Origin of the sequence: Streptomyces sp. NPDC006544, assembly GCF_040611715.1 — a bacterium.
In the GTDB taxonomy this organism is placed as follows: Bacteria; Actinomycetota; Actinomycetes; order Streptomycetales; family Streptomycetaceae; genus Streptomyces.
Map to the genome: position 1 here is coordinate 1 of NZ_JBEXOV010000087.1, position 16,281 is coordinate 16,281.

A 16,281-nucleotide genomic window follows, 5' to 3' on the forward strand; every position below is an offset into this window, starting at 1 on the left:
CAGCGACGCGACCGAAGGGAGCGCCCTTGACGGGGCGGCCCGCACCGGAAGGACGCTGGACTCCCGGGACGCCCCCAGGAACTGTCAACGCACCCCGGCCCGCCGCAGCCCCGCCCCATCCCCCCACCCCACCCCACCCCACCGAACCTAATCCTCCGGCGGAAACACCACCTCCCCCGACCCCGCCAGCGTGATCGCGATCGCCTCGACCGGGCAGCCCTCCGCCGCCGTGAGGACCGGCTCGTTCGCGTCCGTCTCCGCCGCACGCGGGTGCGACTGGCGTGCGGAGTCGAGGGCGAAGCCCTCGGGGGCGTGGTTCACGCACATTCCCGAGCCGATGCAGACGCCCCGGTCCACCTCGACGTGCCACCGGTCACCCATCACGCACCGGCCGCAGGGGGCTCGTAGCCGGCCGGGAGGTGGATCATCTTGTGCTCCAGGTACTCGCTCAGCCCCTCCGGGCCGAACTCCCGCCCGACGCCGCTGTTCTTGTAGCCGCCGAAGGGGCCGAGCATGTCCAGGCTGAAGGTGTTCACGTTGAAGGTGCCGGTCCGCACCTGCCGTGCGAAGTCCACGCCGTGCTCCACGTCCCCGGTCCAGACGCTGCCGCTGAGCCCGAACTCCGAGTCGTTGGCCACCCGCAGCGCCTCCGCCTCGTCCCCGTACGGGATCAGGCAGACGACCGGGCCGAAGATCTCCTCGCGGGCGATCCGCATGGAGTTGTCGACGTCACCGAAGAGGGTCGGCTCCACGTACCAGCCCCGGTCCAGGCCGGCCGGCCGCCCGCCGCCGGAGAGGACCTTGGCACCCTCCTCCTGGCCGATCCGGATGAAGTCGAGGGACCGCTGCTGCTGCCGCTTGGCCACCAGCGGGCCGAGCTGCGTCGCCGGGTCCAGCGGATCTCCGACGACCAGCGCCCCGGCCGCGGCGGCGAGCGCCTCCGCGATCTCCTCGTAGCGGCCGCGCGGGGCGAGCACGCGAGTCTGGGCCACGCACGCCTGGCCGTTGTTCATCCAGGCCGCCGGGACGATGCCGGCGACGGTGGAGTCGAGGTCGGCGTCCGGGAGGATGACGGCGGCGGACTTGCCGCCGAGTTCGAGGGTGACGCGGGTGAGGTTGCGCGAGGCGACCTCCATGACGCGCCGGCCGGCCGGTACGGAGCCGGTGAAGGCGACCTTGTCCACGCCGGGGTGGCCGACCAGGTACTCGCTGACCTCGCGGTCGGCGGGCAGGATCGACAGCACGCCCTCGGGCAGCCCGGCCTCGCGGGCGATGTCCGCGAGGATGTAGGAGTCGAGGACCGCTTCCGGGGACGGCTTGAGGATCACCGTGCAGCCGGTGAGCAGCGCCGGCGCCAGCTTGGCGGCGGCGACGAACTGCGGGACGTTCCAGGGGATGACGGCGGCGACGACGCCGACCGCCTCGCGCCGGACGAGGATGTTGCCGAGGGCTCCCTTGCGGTGCTCCTCGTAGGGGTAGGAGCGGGCGACGGTGATCGCGGCGTCGTAGACCATCATCGGGCCCAGCGCCTGGGCGAGGACGCTCCAGGAGTACGGGGACCCGTTCTGGGAGCTGATCGAGCGGGCGATCTCCTCGTGGCGGACGGCGATCGCGTCCTTGATCCGCGTGACGACGGCGATCCGCTCCTCGAGGGAGGTGCGCGGCCACGGGCCTTCGTCGAAGGCCTTGCGGGCCACGGCGACGGCGCGGTCCACGTCCGCCTCGGAGGCGTGCGGAACACTGCCGATGACCTGCTCGGTGTGGGGCGAGACGACCTTGATCGTCTCGGTGCCCAGCGGATCCGTCCACTCCCCGCCGATGAGCAGTTGTCCGTGTTCGACGAGCTCGGTCATGGCTGATGCCTCCTGCGGCTTGACGATGCAGAACTGATACCAGTTCTAGTTCTAGGAGTCCACGGACGTGACACGAACCGGCATGTGAGCGGGACGGAAGATCCAACGACTAGTCAGGAAGGCCGAGAGATGGTCGACTTGGGCGACCAATGCAACATGTTCTCGTTAGAGCGGAGCCCCTCATGGCAGAGGACGCGTCAGGCGTGGCACGGGACAGCTCGGGCATCGCACCTCACGTCACGGATCACGGCGGCGGCGTGTGGGGCATCAAGGTCCCCATCCCCGACAACCCGCTCGGCCACACGCTGGTCCACGTCCTCGACACCGGCCGCGGCCCCGTCCTCGTCGACACCGGCTGGGACGACCCCGCGTCCTGGGACACGCTCGTCGCCGGCCTCGGCGCCCTCGGCATCGCCGTCGCCGACGTCCACGGCGTGGTCATCACCCACCACCACCCCGACCACCACGGCCTGTCGGGCCAGGTCCGCGACGCCTCCGGCGCCTGGATCGCCATGCACGCCGCCGACACCGAGGTCGTCGTACGGACCCGCTCCGCCGAGCCGGGCGTCTGGTGCGACTACATGAGCGAAAAGCTGGCCACCGCCGGAGCACCCGAGGAGCACATCGCCCCGCTGCGGGCCGCCCGCGCGAGCGGCCGCATGCGCACCCTGCCCGGTCTGCACGCCGCGGTCCCCGACCGGGAGATCGTCCCCGGCGAGCTGCTGCCGCTGGCCGGCCGCCGGCTGCGGGCCATCTGGACCCCCGGCCACACCCCGGGCCACGTCTGCCTGCACCTGGAGGAACGGCATCCGGCGAACCTGCCGGGCAACGGCCGCCTCTTCTCCGGGGACCACCTGCTGCCCGGGATCTCCCCGCACATCGGCCTCTACGAGGCCCCCGACGAGCACGGGGTCACCCGCGCCACCGACCCCCTCGGCGACTACCTCGACTCCCTCGAACGCATCGGCCGCCTCCAGCCCGCCGAGGTGCTCCCGGCCCACCAGCACGCCTTCACCGACGCCCCGGGCCGCGTACGGGAACTCCTGGAGCACCACGAGGAGCGGCTGACCGGCCTGTGGCACCTGCTCGCCGCCGAACCGCTGACCCCGTGGGTCCTGGCCGAGCGGATGGAGTGGAACCGCCCCTGGGAGCAGATCCCGTACGGCTCCCGCAACATCGCCGTCTCCGAGGCGGAGGCCCACCTGCGGAGGCTCGTGAAACAGGGCCGCGCCGAGGCCGTACCGGACAGCGACCCGGTGACCTACCGCAGCCTGTAAGGGGCTCTCCCTGCCGGCACCACCCGGCCCGGCGGCTACGGGCCGGTAGAGTACGGACGTCGTCCACACTCGCGTACAGGGGGAAGCCGGTGCGATTCCGGCGCTGACCCGCAACCGTGACCTCCCTCGGCTCCGCCGGGGCGGGGAGCCGGAATGCCCCGTACCGCAGTGCGCGGCTCGCGCCGCCGGGTCCTCCGGCGGCCGGCACCGTCGAGGTATACGGAGCCGGAGCCCGGTGCCAGCCCCCTGCTGTGCTGCCTTCCTCCGGGTCCCCAGCACGAGAGGCACCCGCCCCGCCATGAACGTCCGCCGCAGCGCCGCCACGCTCGCCGCCTCCGCCGTGCTCTGCGTGGGCGCCGCCCCCGCCGCCCTCGCCGACACCGCCACGCCCTCACCGGCGCCGGTCGTCCCCTCCGGGCTCTTCGGCACGAAGGACCCGATGTACGACGGGGTGTGGCGGCAGTCGTTCGCGCTGCTCGCCCAGCACACGGTCGGCGTGAAACCCGCGCAGCAGGCCGTGGACTGGCTCGTCGGCCAGCAGTGCCCCGACGGCTCCTTCGCCGCCTTCCGCGCCGACACGGCCAAGGCCTGCGACGCCTCGGTGTTCATCGACTCCAACGCCACCTCCGTCGCCGTGCAGGCACTGGTCGCGATCGGCGGCCACCCCGAGACGGTGAAGAAGACGGTCGGCTGGCTGAAGTCCGTACAGAACGCGGACGGCGGCTGGAGCAACAACCCCGGCGGCGCCATGGACGGCGGTTCGGACGCCAACTCGACCGCCCTCGTGATCAGGGCCCTGGAGGCGGCCGGCGAGAAGCCCGCCGAGGTCAAGTCGAAGTCGGGCAAGTCTCCGTACGAGGCCCTCCTGGCCTTCCAGCTGGACTGCTCGGCCGAGCAGGCCGCCGACCGGGGCGCCTTCGCGTTCCAGCCGACCGGCGGCAAGCTGTCCGCCAGCGCCGACGCGACGGCCGCGGTCGTCCTGGCCGGACTCGGCACGGGCCCGGTCGTCCCCCCCTCCTCCGCCGACACCCCCGCGGCCCCGCTCGCCTGCCCGGCGACCGCCGGTGACCCGGTGGCGGCGGCCCAGGGCGGCGCCGGGTACCTGGCGGAGGCCCTGAAGAAGGACGGCCACCTCACCGTCCTCACCCCGGGCTCCGACCAGCCCACCGCGGACCACGGCAACACCGCCGACGCGGTCATCGCCCTGGCCGCGGCCGGGCACAAGCAGTCGGCGGCGGGCGCACTGGAGTGGCTGAAGGCCAACTCCGCCGAGTGGTCCAAGGGCAACCCGGCCGGCCTCGGCACCCTGATCCTGGCCGCGCACGCGACCGGCACCGACCCGAAGGACTTCGGCGGCACCGACCTGGTGGCGGCCCTGAACGCGACGGGCCCGGCGCCGGCGAAGGCGACGGGGTCCGACAAGAAGGACTCCGATGACTCCGGCGACTCCGATGACTCCGGCGACAACAACGTCTGGTGGATGATCGGCGCGGGCGCAGCGGCCGGCATGGGCATCGGCATCGTGCTGAGCGGCCGCCGGAAGAAGAACCAGCTCTGATGCGCCGCCACCACCGCCGCCTGACGCCGGTCCTCCTCGGGCTCGGCCTCGTCCTCACCCTGCTGGCCGCGTCCCCCGCGCTCGCCTCCACCTACCGGTACTGGTCGTTCTGGGACGGCGCGGGCGGCCAGTGGACGTACGCCACCCAGGGCCCCTCCTCGCTGCGCCCGGCGGACGGCTCCGTGCAGGGATTCCACTTCGTGGTCAGCAAGGACGCGGCCGACCAGGCCGCCCCTCCGCGTGCCGGCGCGGACTTCGCGGCGGTCTGCTCGGCCACCCCGGCGGTGGACGGCAAGAAGCGGATCGCCGTGGTCGTCGACTTCGGCACCCGCTCGGACGCCGCGGCGGGCGACACCCCGCCGCAGGATGATCCGCGCACGGCCTGCGCACAGGTCGGCCCGGACGCCACGGCGGCCGAGGCCCTGGCGGAGGTGGCGAAGCCGCTGCGCTACAACAGCGCGGCCCTGCTGTGCGCGGTCTCGGGATACCCGGCGCAGGGCTGCGGCGAACCGGTCGCGGACACCGCCGCAGACCGGCCCGCCGACGACCGGCCCGCCGACGGCGGCCCGTCCGCGGGTCTCCTCGCGGGCATCGCCGCGGTGGCCGCCCTGGCCGCGGCCGGCCTCTGGCAGTCCCGCCGCCGCCGCGCCCGATGACCCCGCTCCCCGCCCCCCGGCGCCCGCGCCCGCGCCCGGACGCGGACCCGGACCCGGACGGCACCGACGGCGGAACGCGGGCCGCGGCCGGGGCCGCGGCCCTCACCGTGGCGGGCGGCAGCGGCCCGGCAGCCCCGGGTGCCGGGCCCGCGGGGACCGCGAGCGGCGCGGCGGACACCGGCGGCGGGCGGCCACCCGCCGGGGCCACCGCCACCACCCGGCCGTCCACGCGCACCGGTGCTGCGGGCGGGAACCCCGCCCGGCCGCCGGCCGGGCGCCCCACCCACGGAGCCGCACCCGGCGTCCTGACCCCGACCGCGCCCGACCCCGGCCGGGCGGCGACGGCCACCCCGCGCGGGGCAACGTACAGAACAAGAGGGTGGCGGGCCCCCGAGGCCACGCGTTCCAACGCCCTGCACGCGGGAGCCTGGTGGCTCTGGGCGCTCGGCCTCGCCACCGCCGCCTCGCGCACCACCAACCCGCTCCTCCTCGGCCTGATCGTCGGCGTCGCCGGCTATGTCGTCGCCGCCCGCCGCACCGACGCCCCCTGGGCCCGTTCCTACGGCGCCTTCGTCAAGCTCGGCCTCTTCGTCATCGGCCTGCGCCTCCTCTTCTCCCTGCTCCTCGGCTCCCCCATCCCCGGCTCGCACACCCTCTTCACCCTTCCGGAGCTCCCGCTGCCCGCCTGGGCGCAGGGCATCCGGCTCGGCGGACGGGTCACCGCCGAACAACTGGTCTTCGCCTTCTACGACGGCGCGAAGCTGGCCGCGCTCCTCATCTGCGTCGGCGCCGCCAACGCGCTCGCGAACCCGGCGCGGCTGTTGAAGTCCCTGCCCGCGGCCCTGTACGAGGTGGGCGTCGCCGTGGTCGTCGCGATGACCTTCGCGCCGAACATGGTCGCGGACGTCGTCCGCCTGCGCGCCGCCCGCCGGCTGCGCGGACGCCCGACCGGCGGGGTGAGGGCCGTCCTGCAGATCGGTCTGCCGGTCCTGGAGGGCGCGCTCGAGCGTTCCGTGGCCCTCGCCGCCTCGATGGACGCCCGCGGCTACGGCCGTACCGCGCGGGTCCCGGCCACCGTCCGCCACACCACCAACGTCCTCACCCTCGGCGGGCTCCTGGGCATGTGCGCGGGCACGTACGGACTCCTGGCCGCGGAGGGCGCCGCGTACGGACTGCCGGTCCTGATCGCCGGCCTCGTCCTGGCCCTCGCGGGGCTCCGCCTCGGCGGCCGGCGCTCCGTGCGGACCCGGTACCGGCCCGACCGGTGGGGTCCGCGGTCCTGGCTGGTCGCCGGGTCGGGCGCGGCCGTCGCGGCGCTGCTGATCCGGGCCGCGTCCCTGGACCCGGAGGGGCTGCGCCCCGGGGTCGTCCCCCTGGTCGCCCCCGGTCTGCCGCTCTGGCCGGCCGCGGTGGTCCTGATCGGCCTGCTTCCCGCCTGGGTGGCACCGGTACCCGTTCCCGCGCCCGCGCCCGTACCCGTACCCACTCCCCCAGAGGCATCACAGTGATCCGCTTCGACGACGTGTCGGTGACGTACGAGGGCTCGTCCTCCCCTTCCCTCTCCCACGCCGACTTCACCCTCCCCGAGGGGGAACTGACCCTGCTGGTCGGCCCGTCGGGAGCCGGCAAGTCGACCCTCCTCGGGGCGGTCTCCGGCCTGGTCCCGCACTTCACGGGGGGCCGGCTCCAAGGGCGCGTCACCGTCGCGGGCCGCAACACCCGCACGCACAAGCCGCGCGAACTCGCCGATGTGGTCGGCACGGTGGGCCAGGACCCCCTGGCCCACTTCGTGACGGACGTCGTCGAGGACGAGCTCGCCTACGGCATGGAGTCCCTCGGCCTGGCCCCCTCCGTCATGCGCCGCCGCGTCGAGGAGACCCTCGACCTCCTCGGCCTGGGCGAACTGCGCGACCGTCCCCTCGCCACCCTGTCCGGGGGCCAGCAGCAGCGGGTCGCGATCGGCTCGGTCCTGACCCCGCACCCGCGCGTCCTGGTGCTGGACGAACCGACCTCCGCGCTGGACCCGGCGGCGGCGGAGGAGGTCCTGGCCGTCCTGCAACGGCTGGTCCACGACCTCGGCACGACCGTCCTGATGGCGGAGCACCGCCTGGAGCGGGTGGTCCAGTACGCCGACCAGGTCCTGCTCCTCCCCTCCCCGGGCGCCCCACCGGTCCTCGGCTCCCCGTCCTCGATCATGGCCGTCTCCCCGGTCCACCCCCCGGTCGTGGCCCTGGGCCGCCTGGCCGGCTGGTCCCCCCTCCCCCTCTCCATCCGCGACGCCCGCCGCCAGTCCGCCCCCCTCCGCTCCCGCCTCTCCCTCCCCCACACCCCGCCCCCCGCCCCGACCCCTCACGCCGGGTCGGGGGCGGAGCCCCACGCGGGGGCCGGGGCGCAGCCGCGGGGAACGGTGGGAGGGCGGGTCGGGGACGGCCGCCCGCAGGGCCCCACCACCGGCACCGACACCGACACCGGCCCCGGCCCCGGCACCGACACCGGCCTCCCCACCCGCACCCACCCCCTCGCCCGCCTGCTCCGCCGCCGCAGGCCCACACCCACACCGCCGCCCGCCCCCGCCCGACACCCCGTGGAGCCCCCCGCCCAGGTCTCCGGCGTCTCCCTGCGCCGCGGCCGGGCCGAGGTCCTCCGCGGCATCGCCCTCGCGGTGGCGCAGGGCGAGATCGTCGCCCTCATGGGCCGCAACGGCGCCGGCAAGTCCACGCTCCTCGCCACCCTCGTCGGCACCCTGGAACCCACCACCGGCCAGGTCACCGTCAGCGGTCGCACCCCCCACCGCACACCTCCCCCCGAGATGGTGACCCGCGTCGGCCTGGTACCCCAGGAGCCCCGCGACCTCCTCTACGCCGACACCGTCGCCGCCGAGTGCGCGGCCGCCGACGCCGACGCCGGCCAGCCGCCGGGAACGTGCCGGGCCCTCGTCACCTCGCTCCTCCCCGACGTGCCCGACGACACCCACCCCCGCGACCTCTCCGAGGGCCAGCGCCTGGCCCTCGCCCTCGCGCTGGTCCTGACCGGCCGCCCCGCCCTGCTGCTCCTCGACGAGCCGACCCGCGGCCTGGACTACGCCGCCAAGGCCCGCCTCGTCGAGATCCTGCGCGGCCTCGTCGCCGACGGCCACGCCATCGTCCTGGCCACCCACGACGTGGAGCTCGCCGCCGAGCTGGCCCACCGGGTCGTGATCCTGGCCGGCGGCGAGATCGTGGCGGACGGCCCGACCGCCGAGGTGGTCGTCTCCTCCCCCGCCTTCGCCCCGCAGGTGGCCAAGGTCCTGGCCCCGGCCCCTTGGCTCACGGTGTCCCAGGTCTCCGAGGCCCTGGACCGGCTAGCCCAGACCGAAGCCCTGGCCGGGGCACAGCGGGAAACGGACCCGCACGCACCGCCGACGCCGCACCCCGCGGCGCACCCTGCGGCAGACCCGACGGCACACCCGACGCCCCGCCCGGGAACGCAGGCGACCCCGTGACCGCCCCCCGGCCGAGTCGGCCCCGTCCCGCCCGCCCCCTCCGCATCGGCCCCCGCGCCGCCGCCGCCCTGATCCTCGTCACCCTCATCGGCGTCGCCGCCTTCGGCTGGCCCCTCCTCGCCGACGCCCGGTCCGGCCTCGCCCACTCCCAGGACGCCCCCTGGCTCTTCGCCGCCCTGCTCCCCCTCCTCGTCGGCGTGGTCGTCGCGACCATCGCCGACGACGGCATGGACGCCAAGGCCGTCGCCATGCTCGGCGTACTGGCCGCCGTGGGGGCCGCGCTGCGCCCCCTCGGCGCGGGCACGGCCGGCCTGGAGCCGATGTTCTTCCTGATGGTGCTCAGCGGGCGCGTCCTCGGCCCCGGCTTCGGCTTCGTGCTCGGCGCCGTCACGATGTTCGCGTCGTCCCTGCTGACCGGCGGGGTCGGCCCGTGGATGCCGTTCCAGATGCTGGCGATGGCCTGGTTCTCGCTGGGCGCGGGGCTGCTGCCCGGTGCGGAGCGGATCCGGGGGCGGGCCGAGCTGGCGATGCTCGCGCTGTACGGGTTCCTCGGCTCGTTCGCGTACGGCACGGTCATGAACCTGCAGGGCTGGGTGATCCTTCAGGGCATGGGACAGGGGATCTCCTTCCGTCCCGGGGACCCGGTCCCGGCGAACCTCGCGCGCTTCCTCGCGTACTGCCTGGCGACCTCGGTCGGCTGGGACCTGGGCCGGGCCGCGCTGACCGTCGTACTGACGCTCACACTCGGCGCCACCCTGCTGAAGGCATTGCGACGGGCCACTCGGAGAGCTGCCTTCGACGCGCCCGTCACCTTCGACGCGGGGGTCGGATCCGGCCGCGACCTTCCCCCGGACGGGGTACGAGCGGGCACGGAGGGTGAGATCCGGGCCCCCGAGCGGTGACCCGCCCCACAGGACCCAGGTCACATACGAAGCGGGATCGTAGCCCCTGAACGCCCCGTGCACGACCACGGGAACCGTCTCCCACCTGCGACGACGCCGACCCGACCGGAGGGGGGCCGTTCCCCCCGCCCTCCGAGGACCACTAGTAAGAGGGGTCGTTGCCAGGCCCCTCGAACCCCCGTAGAACTGGATGAGTCGCACGGCGGACGGAGATTCCCCGGGTCCACCCCGGTCTCCCGCTCCCGCCGACGAACCCCTCTCCTCCGCGTGAGTGGCTCACGCATGTCTTCGGCATGCCCGCGGCCGCCCCTGTCCCCTACGGAAGGTTCCGTACCGTGTCGAAGTCCTTCATCCGTGCCGTCGCCGCCTCGAAGAAGACCCTCGCGGGTTCTGTCCTCGCCCTCGGCGTCGCCGGTTCCATGCTCGCGACGGTCCCGGCGCAGGCTGCTCCGATGGACGCCAAGTCCATCGCGCACCGGATGATCAAGGACCCGGCCCAGTTCGCCGCCTTCGACAAGATCATCTCGCACGAGAGCGGCTGGAACCACACCGCGACGAACTCCTCCTCGGGCGCCTACGGCCTGGTCCAGGCCCTGCCGGCCTCGAAGATGGCCTCGGCGGGCTCGGACTGGAAGACCAACCCGGCCACCCAGATCAAGTGGGGCCTGGACTACATGAACTCCCGCTACGGCAGCCCCGTCGGCGCCTGGAACTTCTGGTCCGCCAACCACTGGTACTGAGCCGCCGGTGGCGACCGGCGGTGCGGCAGCAGGATCCGCACGACCGCGCGACAGGACGACCGCGCGACCACGCCCCGCGAGGGCGGTGCGCGCGTGCGAAGGCCCCGGCGGCCGACCTCCCCAGGTCCGGCCACCGGGGCCTTCGGCTTCCCATCCCACAGGGACCGAGAAGCGGCGCGGCGGGTGAGCGCTACAGCCGCTGGATGATGGTGCCCGTCGCCAGCGCGCCTCCCGCGCACATGGTGATCAGGGCGAACTCCTTGTCGCGCCGCTCCAGCTCGTGCAGGGCGGTGGTGATCAGCCGGGCCCCGGTGGCGCCGACGGGGTGGCCGAGCGCGATGCCGCCGCCGTTGACGTTGACCTTCTCCAGGTCCTGGTCGAATACCTGGGCCCAGCTGAGCACGACCGAGGCGAAGGCCTCGTTGATCTCGACGAGGTCGATGTCCTTGAGCGACATGCCGGCCTTGCCCAGGACCGCCCGCGTCGCGTCGATCGGGCCGTCCAGGTGGAAGTGCGGGTCGGAGCCGACCAGCGTCTGGGCGACGATCCGGGCGCGCGGCCGCAGCTTGAGCGCGCGGGCCATCTTGCGCGAGGCCCACATCACGGCGGCGGCGCCGTCGGAGATCTGCGAGGAGTTCCCGGCGGTGTGCACGGCGGTCGGCATGACCGGCTTCAGCCGGGCGAGCGCCTCCATGGAGGTGTCGCGCAGGCCCTCGTCCCGGTCGACCAGGCGCCACATGCCCTGACCGGCGGCCTGCTCGGCCTCGGTGGTGGGCACCTGCACGGCGAAGGTCTCGCGCTTGAACCGCTCCTCGGCCCACGCGGCGGCGGCCCGCTGCTGGGACAGGACGCCCAGCCCGTCCACGTCCTCCCGCGTCAGACCCCGGTGGCGGGCGATCCGCTCGGCGGCCTCGAACTGGTTCGGGAGGTCGACGTTCCACTCGTCCGGGAAGGGCTTGCCGGGGCCGTGCTTGGATCCGGAACCGAGCGGTACGCGGCTCATGGCCTCGACCCCGCACGCGATGCCGATGTCCATGACCCCGCCGGAGATCATGTTGGCGACCATGTGGTTGGCCTGCTGCGAGCTGCCGCACTGGCAGTCCACGGTGGTCGCGGCGGTCTCGTACGGCAGGCCCATGGCCAGCCAGGCGTTGCGGGCGGGGTTCATCGACTGCTCGCCGGCGTGGGTGACGGTGCCGCCGACGATCTGCTCGACGCAGTCGGGCTGGATGCCGGTGCGGGCGAGGAGCTCGCGGTAGGTCTCGCCGAGAAGGTAGGCGGGGTGAAGATTGGCGAGCGCGCCCCCGCGCTTGCCGATGGGGGTGCGTACGGCTTCGACGATGACGGGTTCCGCGGCCATGAGCTCGTCCTCTCCTGCTCCTGCGTAGCGCACAGCGCGCCTCAGCTGGCGGATGGGCCGTCCCGGCGCCCCATCCGAACTAGTACGCGTTCTAGTTCTCCAAGCAGTCTTATGACCAGAACACCCGGTACGCAAGGGTCTTGCACGTGGCTTACACGGTTTCCACACGCAGAAGTTGGCGCGGGGCCCCTTGTCACTTCTAGAACTCGTTACTACGGTCGAGCCAACTTCTGATGGGCCGTCAGACTCTGGAGTCGCCCGATGCCCTGCCCCGCGCTGCCCGAAGGCTTCGACGCCACCGATCCGGACCTGCTCCAAGACCGGGTGCCCTATCCCGAGTTCGCACAGCTGCGGCAGACGGCACCCGTGTGGTGGTGCCCGCAGGAACGGGGGATCACCGGTTTCGACGACGAGGGGTACTGGGCCGTCACCCGGCACGCGGACGTCAAGTACGTCTCCACGCACCCGGAGCTGTTCTCCTCCACCACGAACACGGCGATCATCCGCTTCAACGAGCACATCCAGCGCGAGGCGATCGATGCCCAGCGCCTGATCATGCTGAACATGGATCCGCCGGAACACACGCGCGTACGCCAGATCGTGCAGCGCGGATTCACCCCCCGGGCCATTCGCGGGCTGGAGGACGCCCTGCGCGACCGCGCCGGGAAGATCGTCGCGGAGGCCCTCGCGGCCTCGGCGGACGGCAGCTTCGACTTCGTCACCCAAGTGGCCTGCGAACTCCCGCTGCAGGCCATCGCCGAGCTGATCGGCGTACCGCAGGAGGACCGGTCCCGGATCTTCGACTGGTCGAACAAGATGATCGCGTACGACGACCCGGAGTACGCGATCACCGCGGAGGTCGGCGGCAACGCCGCCATGGAGCTCATCGGTTACGCGATGAACCTGTCGGCGGCCCGCAAGGAGTGCCCCGCCAAGGACATCGTCACGCAGCTGGTGGCGGCCGAGGGCCAGGGCAACCTGGGCTCCGACGAGTTCGGCTTCTTCGTGCTGCTGCTCGCGGTGGCGGGCAACGAGACCACCCGCAACGCCATCAGCCACGGCATGCACGCCTTCCTGACCCACCCCGAGCAGTGGGAGCTGTACAAGGCGACCCGCCCCTCGACGGCGGCCGAGGAGATCGTCCGCTGGGCCACCCCCGTGGTGTCCTTCCAGCGCACCGCCACCCAGGACACCGAACTGGGCGGGCAGAAGATCAAGGCGGGCGACCGGGTGGGGCTGTTCTACTCCTCCGCCAACCACGACCCCGAGGTCTTCGAGAACCCCGAGGCCTTCGACATCACCCGCGACCCCAACCCCCACCTGGGCTTCGGTGGCGGCGGCCCGCACTTCTGCCTCGGCAAGTCGCTGGCCATCATGGAGATCGACCTGATCTTCAACGCGCTGGCCGACGCACTGCCCGACCTGCGCCTCGCCGGCGCGGGCCCGCGCCGGCTGCGGGCGGCCTGGCTGAACGGCATCAAGGAACTGCGGGTCAGCCACGGCTGACCCGTCGTCCAGGACGGCAGGGGCCCTACCTCCCACGCCCGGCCCCTGCCGTCCCTCGGCCCGTCGCCCGGCCGGCTGCCGCGGCCCCTCGGCCCGTCGCCCGCCCGGGCCCTCGGCCCGTCGCCCGGCCGGCTGCCGCGGCCCCTCGGCCCGTCGCCCGCCCGGGCCCTCGGCCCGTGGCCAGGCCGTTCGCCAGGTCCTTCGCCGGATGCGCCGGCCGGGCGACCCGCGGCCACGTCGTCAGTCGTTACCGTTCAGCCGCCGTCGAGATCATTGCCTTGGCGGCGGGGCGGACCCCAGACTGCCCGGATGAACCTTGAGGACCCCAGCGCGAGACGCTGGCAGCGGCTGCCGACCACATGGCGGCGAATGGTCGAACAGAGCGGGTCCGAGCCCATGAGCCAGGGTGTCCTCGCGCTCATCGAGGCCGCCCGCGCACAACCGGAGCTGCGCCGGCTGTACCCGTACACCAGCCACTTCACCCTGTGGTTCAGCGCCTCCGAGGGCCATCCCTTCGCCGTGACCGCGCCGGCCGTCGAACCGCTGCCCGACGGCCGCTTCCGCGTGCGCGGCCCCCGTCAGACCACCGTGCTCGGCGAAACCGACTCGGCGCCGGCGGCGATAGCCCTCGTCGTGGCGAACCTGCCGGCGGAGTAGGAGCCCGCGCCGGGCGGCCGACGGAACGCGGCGTCCCTCGCGTAGGGGGCCGGGGCGGGCTGCCCCACCGCCCCGGCCCCCTCCGCCGGCACCCCTGCGTCGGCCCTCCTACGCCGGCACCCCTGCTCGTCACAGAGGGCGCGCGGCCCTCGTACCCGGCCCCGCGCCCTCAGGCCGTCAGGCCGTCAGGCCCTCAGGCCCTCAGGCCGTCAGGCCGTCAGGCCTGCACACCCTCAGGCCCTCGTGCGCTCGGCCCCGGAACCCGATCCCGCCGGGACCCGCTCCGGCTGCCTGGGCCGCGGTACGCCCGACCCGGCCGGCAGGGCGGCGCCCCGGGGGCCCGAGAGCACGTAGACGAGGCCGAAGCCGGCGCCGACGACCAGCGCGCCGCCGACCGCGTCCAGGACCCAGTGGTTGGCGGTGGCGACGATCGCGCACACGGTGATCGTCGGGTGCAGCGCCCCCAGCAGCTTCTGCCAGCCCTTCGGCGCGAGCGTGACGATCACGATCCCGCACCACAGCGACCAGCCGAAGTGCAGCGAGGGCATCGCCGCGTACTGGTTGGAGATCGCGGTCATGGCCCCGTAGCTCGGGTTCGCCAGGTCCTGCGCGCCGTGCACGGTGTCGATGAAGCCCAGGTCGGGCATCAGGCGCGGCGGCGCCAGCGGGTACAGCCAGAAGCCTATGAGCGCCAGGACGGTGGCCAGGCCGAGGGAGGCGCGGGCCCAGCGGTAGTCCTTGGGCCGGCGCCAGTACAGGACGGCCAGGATCGTCAGCGGGACCACGAAGTGGAACGAGGTGTAGTAGAAGTTGAAGAACGCCTCCAGCCAGGGCGTCTTCGCCACGGCGTGGTTCACGGCGAGCTCGATGTCGATGCCGAGCGCCTTCTCGATGCCGTGGATCTGGCTCCCGTTGCCCTCGGCCAGGCTGCGGCTGGTCGGCGCGGCGGCCCGGATGTGCGAGTAGAGCGAGTACCCGACCCGTATCAGCAGCAGTTCCAGCAGCAGGTTGGGGCGCGACAGCACGCGCCGCCAGAACGGCAGGAGCGGCACCCGCGCCCACCGCGCGGGCGCGGGCCGGCCGTAGGCCGTCGGGACGGGCTCGCGCCAGTACGGCGACGAGCGCGGCAGGAACGGCACGGCGCAGGCCGCCGCGAGGGCCGCGAGGAGCAGCACGTTGTCCCGTACGGGCGCCAGTGCGACCAGGTTGGGCAGCAGGACGTCGCTCGGCAGGGTCATCGCGAGGACCACGGCCACCGGCCACACGGGCCGGTCGGCAGCCCGCTTGCCGACCTTGCCGGCGACCGCGAGCAGCACCCACAGCAGCTGGTGACGCCAGCCGGTCGGGGACACGGCGACGGCCACGCAGCCGGTGATGGCGACGGCGAGCAGCAGCTGTCCGTCGCGGGCGTAGCGCGCGGCGCGGCGCAGGCCGAACCAGGCGACGGCGGCCGCGAGGGCGACGTAGAGCAGGACCTCGCCGGGACCGGAGAGGCCGAGGCGCAGGAGCGCGCCGTGCACGGACTGGTTGGCGAGGCCGGTGGGGGCGCCACCGAGACCGGTGCCCGCCAGGTGTTCGACCCAGTACGTCCACGAGTCCTGCGGCAGGGCCGCCCAGGACAGCGCGGTGGCGCCGACGAAGGTCACGGCGGCGGCGCGGGCGGTGGGCTTGCGCCCGGTCAGCCAGAGCAGCGGGGCGAAGAGCAGCAGCGCGGGCTGGAGGGCGGCGGCGAGTCCGATCAGGAAACCGGACGGGCGGTCGCCCGGGACTCTGAACACGGCCAGCAGCACCAGCAGGACCGGGAGCACGGCGGTCTGGCCGGGCGAGGCCGCCTCACGGACGGGCAGCGACACCATCATGAGCGCGACCAGCACCGGCGCCGCCAGCAGCGCGGTGCGCCGCGGCACGGGATCGGGCAGGCCGCGCGCGGCCACGAGCCCGATGGCGGCGACGAGCAGCAGGGTCACGCAGGTCCAGGTCACTTCCAGGGAGGAAGTGGCGAAGCCGAGTATCGGCTTGAGGACCAGCCCCGCGAAGGGGGTGCCGGTGAACTGCCCGTTCTCGTAGAGCAGGCCCGGCAGGCTGCCCGGCGCGGTCGGGAGGTGGAAGTCACTGAGCCACTCGCCCGGTGGCACGCGCAGCACGACCGCGGCCTGCCTGACGGCGAGCAGCCCGGCCAGCGCCCACAGCATGAGGCGTGCGGCCCCTAGCCTGCCGCCGCTACCGCCTATGACTCCGGCATGTCCGTTCGCACCACTGTGCTCCGCCGCGTTAGCCACGCCTCGCCGGCC

At 74.0% G+C, this 16,281-nt stretch carries 13 protein-coding genes and 1 riboswitch; of the genes, 9 read left to right on the forward strand and 4 right to left on the reverse strand.

Features of this window, described 5'->3' with window-relative positions:
• Nucleotides 1-147: 147 nt before the first annotated feature.
• Together ABZY44_RS29710 and ABZY44_RS29715 are read right to left on the reverse strand one after the other, a co-directional pair.
• Nucleotides 148-381: a ferredoxin gene (locus ABZY44_RS29710; RefSeq protein WP_356659150.1), complete on the reverse strand. Its 234-nt coding sequence runs from the start codon at nucleotides 379-381 to the stop codon at nucleotides 148-150.
• Entirely contained in the window at nucleotides 381-1,853 is a 1,473-nt protein-coding gene (locus ABZY44_RS29715) for an aldehyde dehydrogenase (protein WP_356659152.1), read from the reverse strand. The genes ABZY44_RS29710 and ABZY44_RS29715 overlap by 1 nt, the downstream gene beginning before the upstream one ends.
• A gap of 182 nt (nucleotides 1,854-2,035) precedes the next feature.
• Here ABZY44_RS29715 and ABZY44_RS29720 point away from each other — a divergent pair, with 182 nt between their 5' ends.
• The 7 genes from ABZY44_RS29720 to ABZY44_RS29750 all read left to right on the forward strand — a co-directional run bounded on the left by ABZY44_RS29720 (nucleotide 2,036) and on the right by ABZY44_RS29750 (nucleotide 10,467).
• Complete coding sequence (locus ABZY44_RS29720) at nucleotides 2,036-3,130, forward strand: MBL fold metallo-hydrolase (protein WP_356659154.1); 1,095 nt, start codon at nucleotides 2,036-2,038, stop codon at nucleotides 3,128-3,130.
• 77 nt (nucleotides 3,131-3,207) lie between these two features.
• A riboswitch (cobalamin riboswitch) is annotated at nucleotides 3,208-3,289 on the forward strand.
• 139 nt (nucleotides 3,290-3,428) lie between these two features.
• Complete coding sequence (locus tag ABZY44_RS29725) at nucleotides 3,429-4,688, forward strand: prenyltransferase/squalene oxidase repeat-containing protein (protein ID WP_356659156.1); 1,260 nt, start codon at nucleotides 3,429-3,431, stop codon at nucleotides 4,686-4,688.
• Complete coding sequence (locus tag ABZY44_RS29730; protein WP_356659158.1) at nucleotides 4,688-5,344, forward strand: SCO2322 family protein; 657 nt, start codon at nucleotides 4,688-4,690, stop codon at nucleotides 5,342-5,344. Before ABZY44_RS29725 ends, ABZY44_RS29730 begins: the two co-directional genes overlap by 1 nt.
• Before the next feature lie 305 nt (nucleotides 5,345-5,649).
• Nucleotides 5,650-6,852 (forward strand): energy-coupling factor transporter transmembrane protein EcfT, encoded by a 1,203-nt coding sequence (locus ABZY44_RS29735; RefSeq protein WP_356659196.1) that lies wholly within the window; start codon nucleotides 5,650-5,652, stop codon nucleotides 6,850-6,852.
• Nucleotides 6,849-8,825 carry an ATP-binding cassette domain-containing protein gene (locus tag ABZY44_RS29740; RefSeq protein ID WP_356659160.1) on the forward strand — a complete coding sequence of 659 codons (1,977 nt, stop codon included), beginning with the start codon at nucleotides 6,849-6,851 and terminating at the stop codon, nucleotides 8,823-8,825. Before ABZY44_RS29735 ends, ABZY44_RS29740 begins: the two co-directional genes overlap by 4 nt.
• Entirely contained in the window at nucleotides 8,822-9,727 is a 906-nt protein-coding gene (locus ABZY44_RS29745; protein ID WP_356659162.1) for an ECF transporter S component, read from the forward strand. The genes ABZY44_RS29740 and ABZY44_RS29745 overlap by 4 nt, the downstream gene beginning before the upstream one ends.
• Nucleotides 9,728-10,062: 335 nt before the next feature.
• The gene (locus ABZY44_RS29750) at nucleotides 10,063-10,467 is read left to right on the forward strand and encodes a transglycosylase SLT domain-containing protein (RefSeq protein ID WP_356659164.1); all 405 of its coding nucleotides are present in this window, start codon (nucleotides 10,063-10,065) and stop codon (nucleotides 10,465-10,467) included.
• 190 nt (nucleotides 10,468-10,657) lie between these two features.
• On the opposite strand, the gene ABZY44_RS29755 is transcribed toward ABZY44_RS29750, so the two are convergent.
• Nucleotides 10,658-11,827 carry a steroid 3-ketoacyl-CoA thiolase gene (locus ABZY44_RS29755; RefSeq protein ID WP_356659166.1) on the reverse strand — a complete coding sequence of 390 codons (1,170 nt, stop codon included), beginning with the start codon at nucleotides 11,825-11,827 and terminating at the stop codon, nucleotides 10,658-10,660.
• 261 nt (nucleotides 11,828-12,088) lie between these two features.
• Here ABZY44_RS29755 and ABZY44_RS29760 point away from each other — a divergent pair, with 261 nt between their 5' ends.
• Nucleotides 12,089-13,333, forward strand: a complete 1,245-nt coding sequence (locus tag ABZY44_RS29760) for a cytochrome P450 (protein ID WP_356659168.1) — start codon at nucleotides 12,089-12,091, stop codon at nucleotides 13,331-13,333.
• 309 nt (nucleotides 13,334-13,642) lie between these two features.
• Nucleotides 13,643-13,990 carry a DUF6193 family natural product biosynthesis protein gene (locus ABZY44_RS29765; RefSeq protein WP_356659170.1) on the forward strand — a complete coding sequence of 116 codons (348 nt, stop codon included), beginning with the start codon at nucleotides 13,643-13,645 and terminating at the stop codon, nucleotides 13,988-13,990.
• Nucleotides 13,991-14,223: 233 nt separating this feature from the next.
• Here ABZY44_RS29765 and ABZY44_RS29770 read toward each other — a convergent pair whose 3' ends face one another.
• Nucleotides 14,224-16,269, reverse strand: coding sequence for a bifunctional glycosyltransferase 87/phosphatase PAP2 family protein (locus tag ABZY44_RS29770; RefSeq protein ID WP_356659172.1), 2,046 nt, complete (start codon nucleotides 16,267-16,269; stop codon nucleotides 14,224-14,226).
• Nucleotides 16,270-16,281: the final 12 nt, after the last annotated feature.

Bases quoted from the DNA above. Each gene is read 5' to 3' on its own strand.
- ABZY44_RS29730 (WP_356659158.1), top strand. From the start codon at position 4,688: ATGCGCCGCCACCACCGCCGCCTGACGCCGGTCCTCCTCGGGCTCGGC.
- ABZY44_RS29760 (WP_356659168.1), top strand. From the start codon at position 12,089: ATGCCCTGCCCCGCGCTGCCCGAAGGCTTCGACGCCACCGATCCGGAC.
- ABZY44_RS29725 (WP_356659156.1), top strand. From the start codon at position 3,429: ATGAACGTCCGCCGCAGCGCCGCCACGCTCGCCGCCTCCGCCGTGCTC.
- ABZY44_RS29710 (WP_356659150.1), bottom strand. From the start codon at position 381: ATGGGTGACCGGTGGCACGTCGAGGTGGACCGGGGCGTCTGCATCGGC.
- ABZY44_RS29765 (WP_356659170.1), top strand. From the start codon at position 13,643: ATGAACCTTGAGGACCCCAGCGCGAGACGCTGGCAGCGGCTGCCGACC.
- ABZY44_RS29755 (WP_356659166.1), bottom strand. From the start codon at position 11,827: ATGGCCGCGGAACCCGTCATCGTCGAAGCCGTACGCACCCCCATCGGC.
- ABZY44_RS29720 (WP_356659154.1), top strand. From the start codon at position 2,036: ATGGCAGAGGACGCGTCAGGCGTGGCACGGGACAGCTCGGGCATCGCA.
- ABZY44_RS29715 (WP_356659152.1), bottom strand. From the start codon at position 1,853: ATGACCGAGCTCGTCGAACACGGACAACTGCTCATCGGCGGGGAGTGG.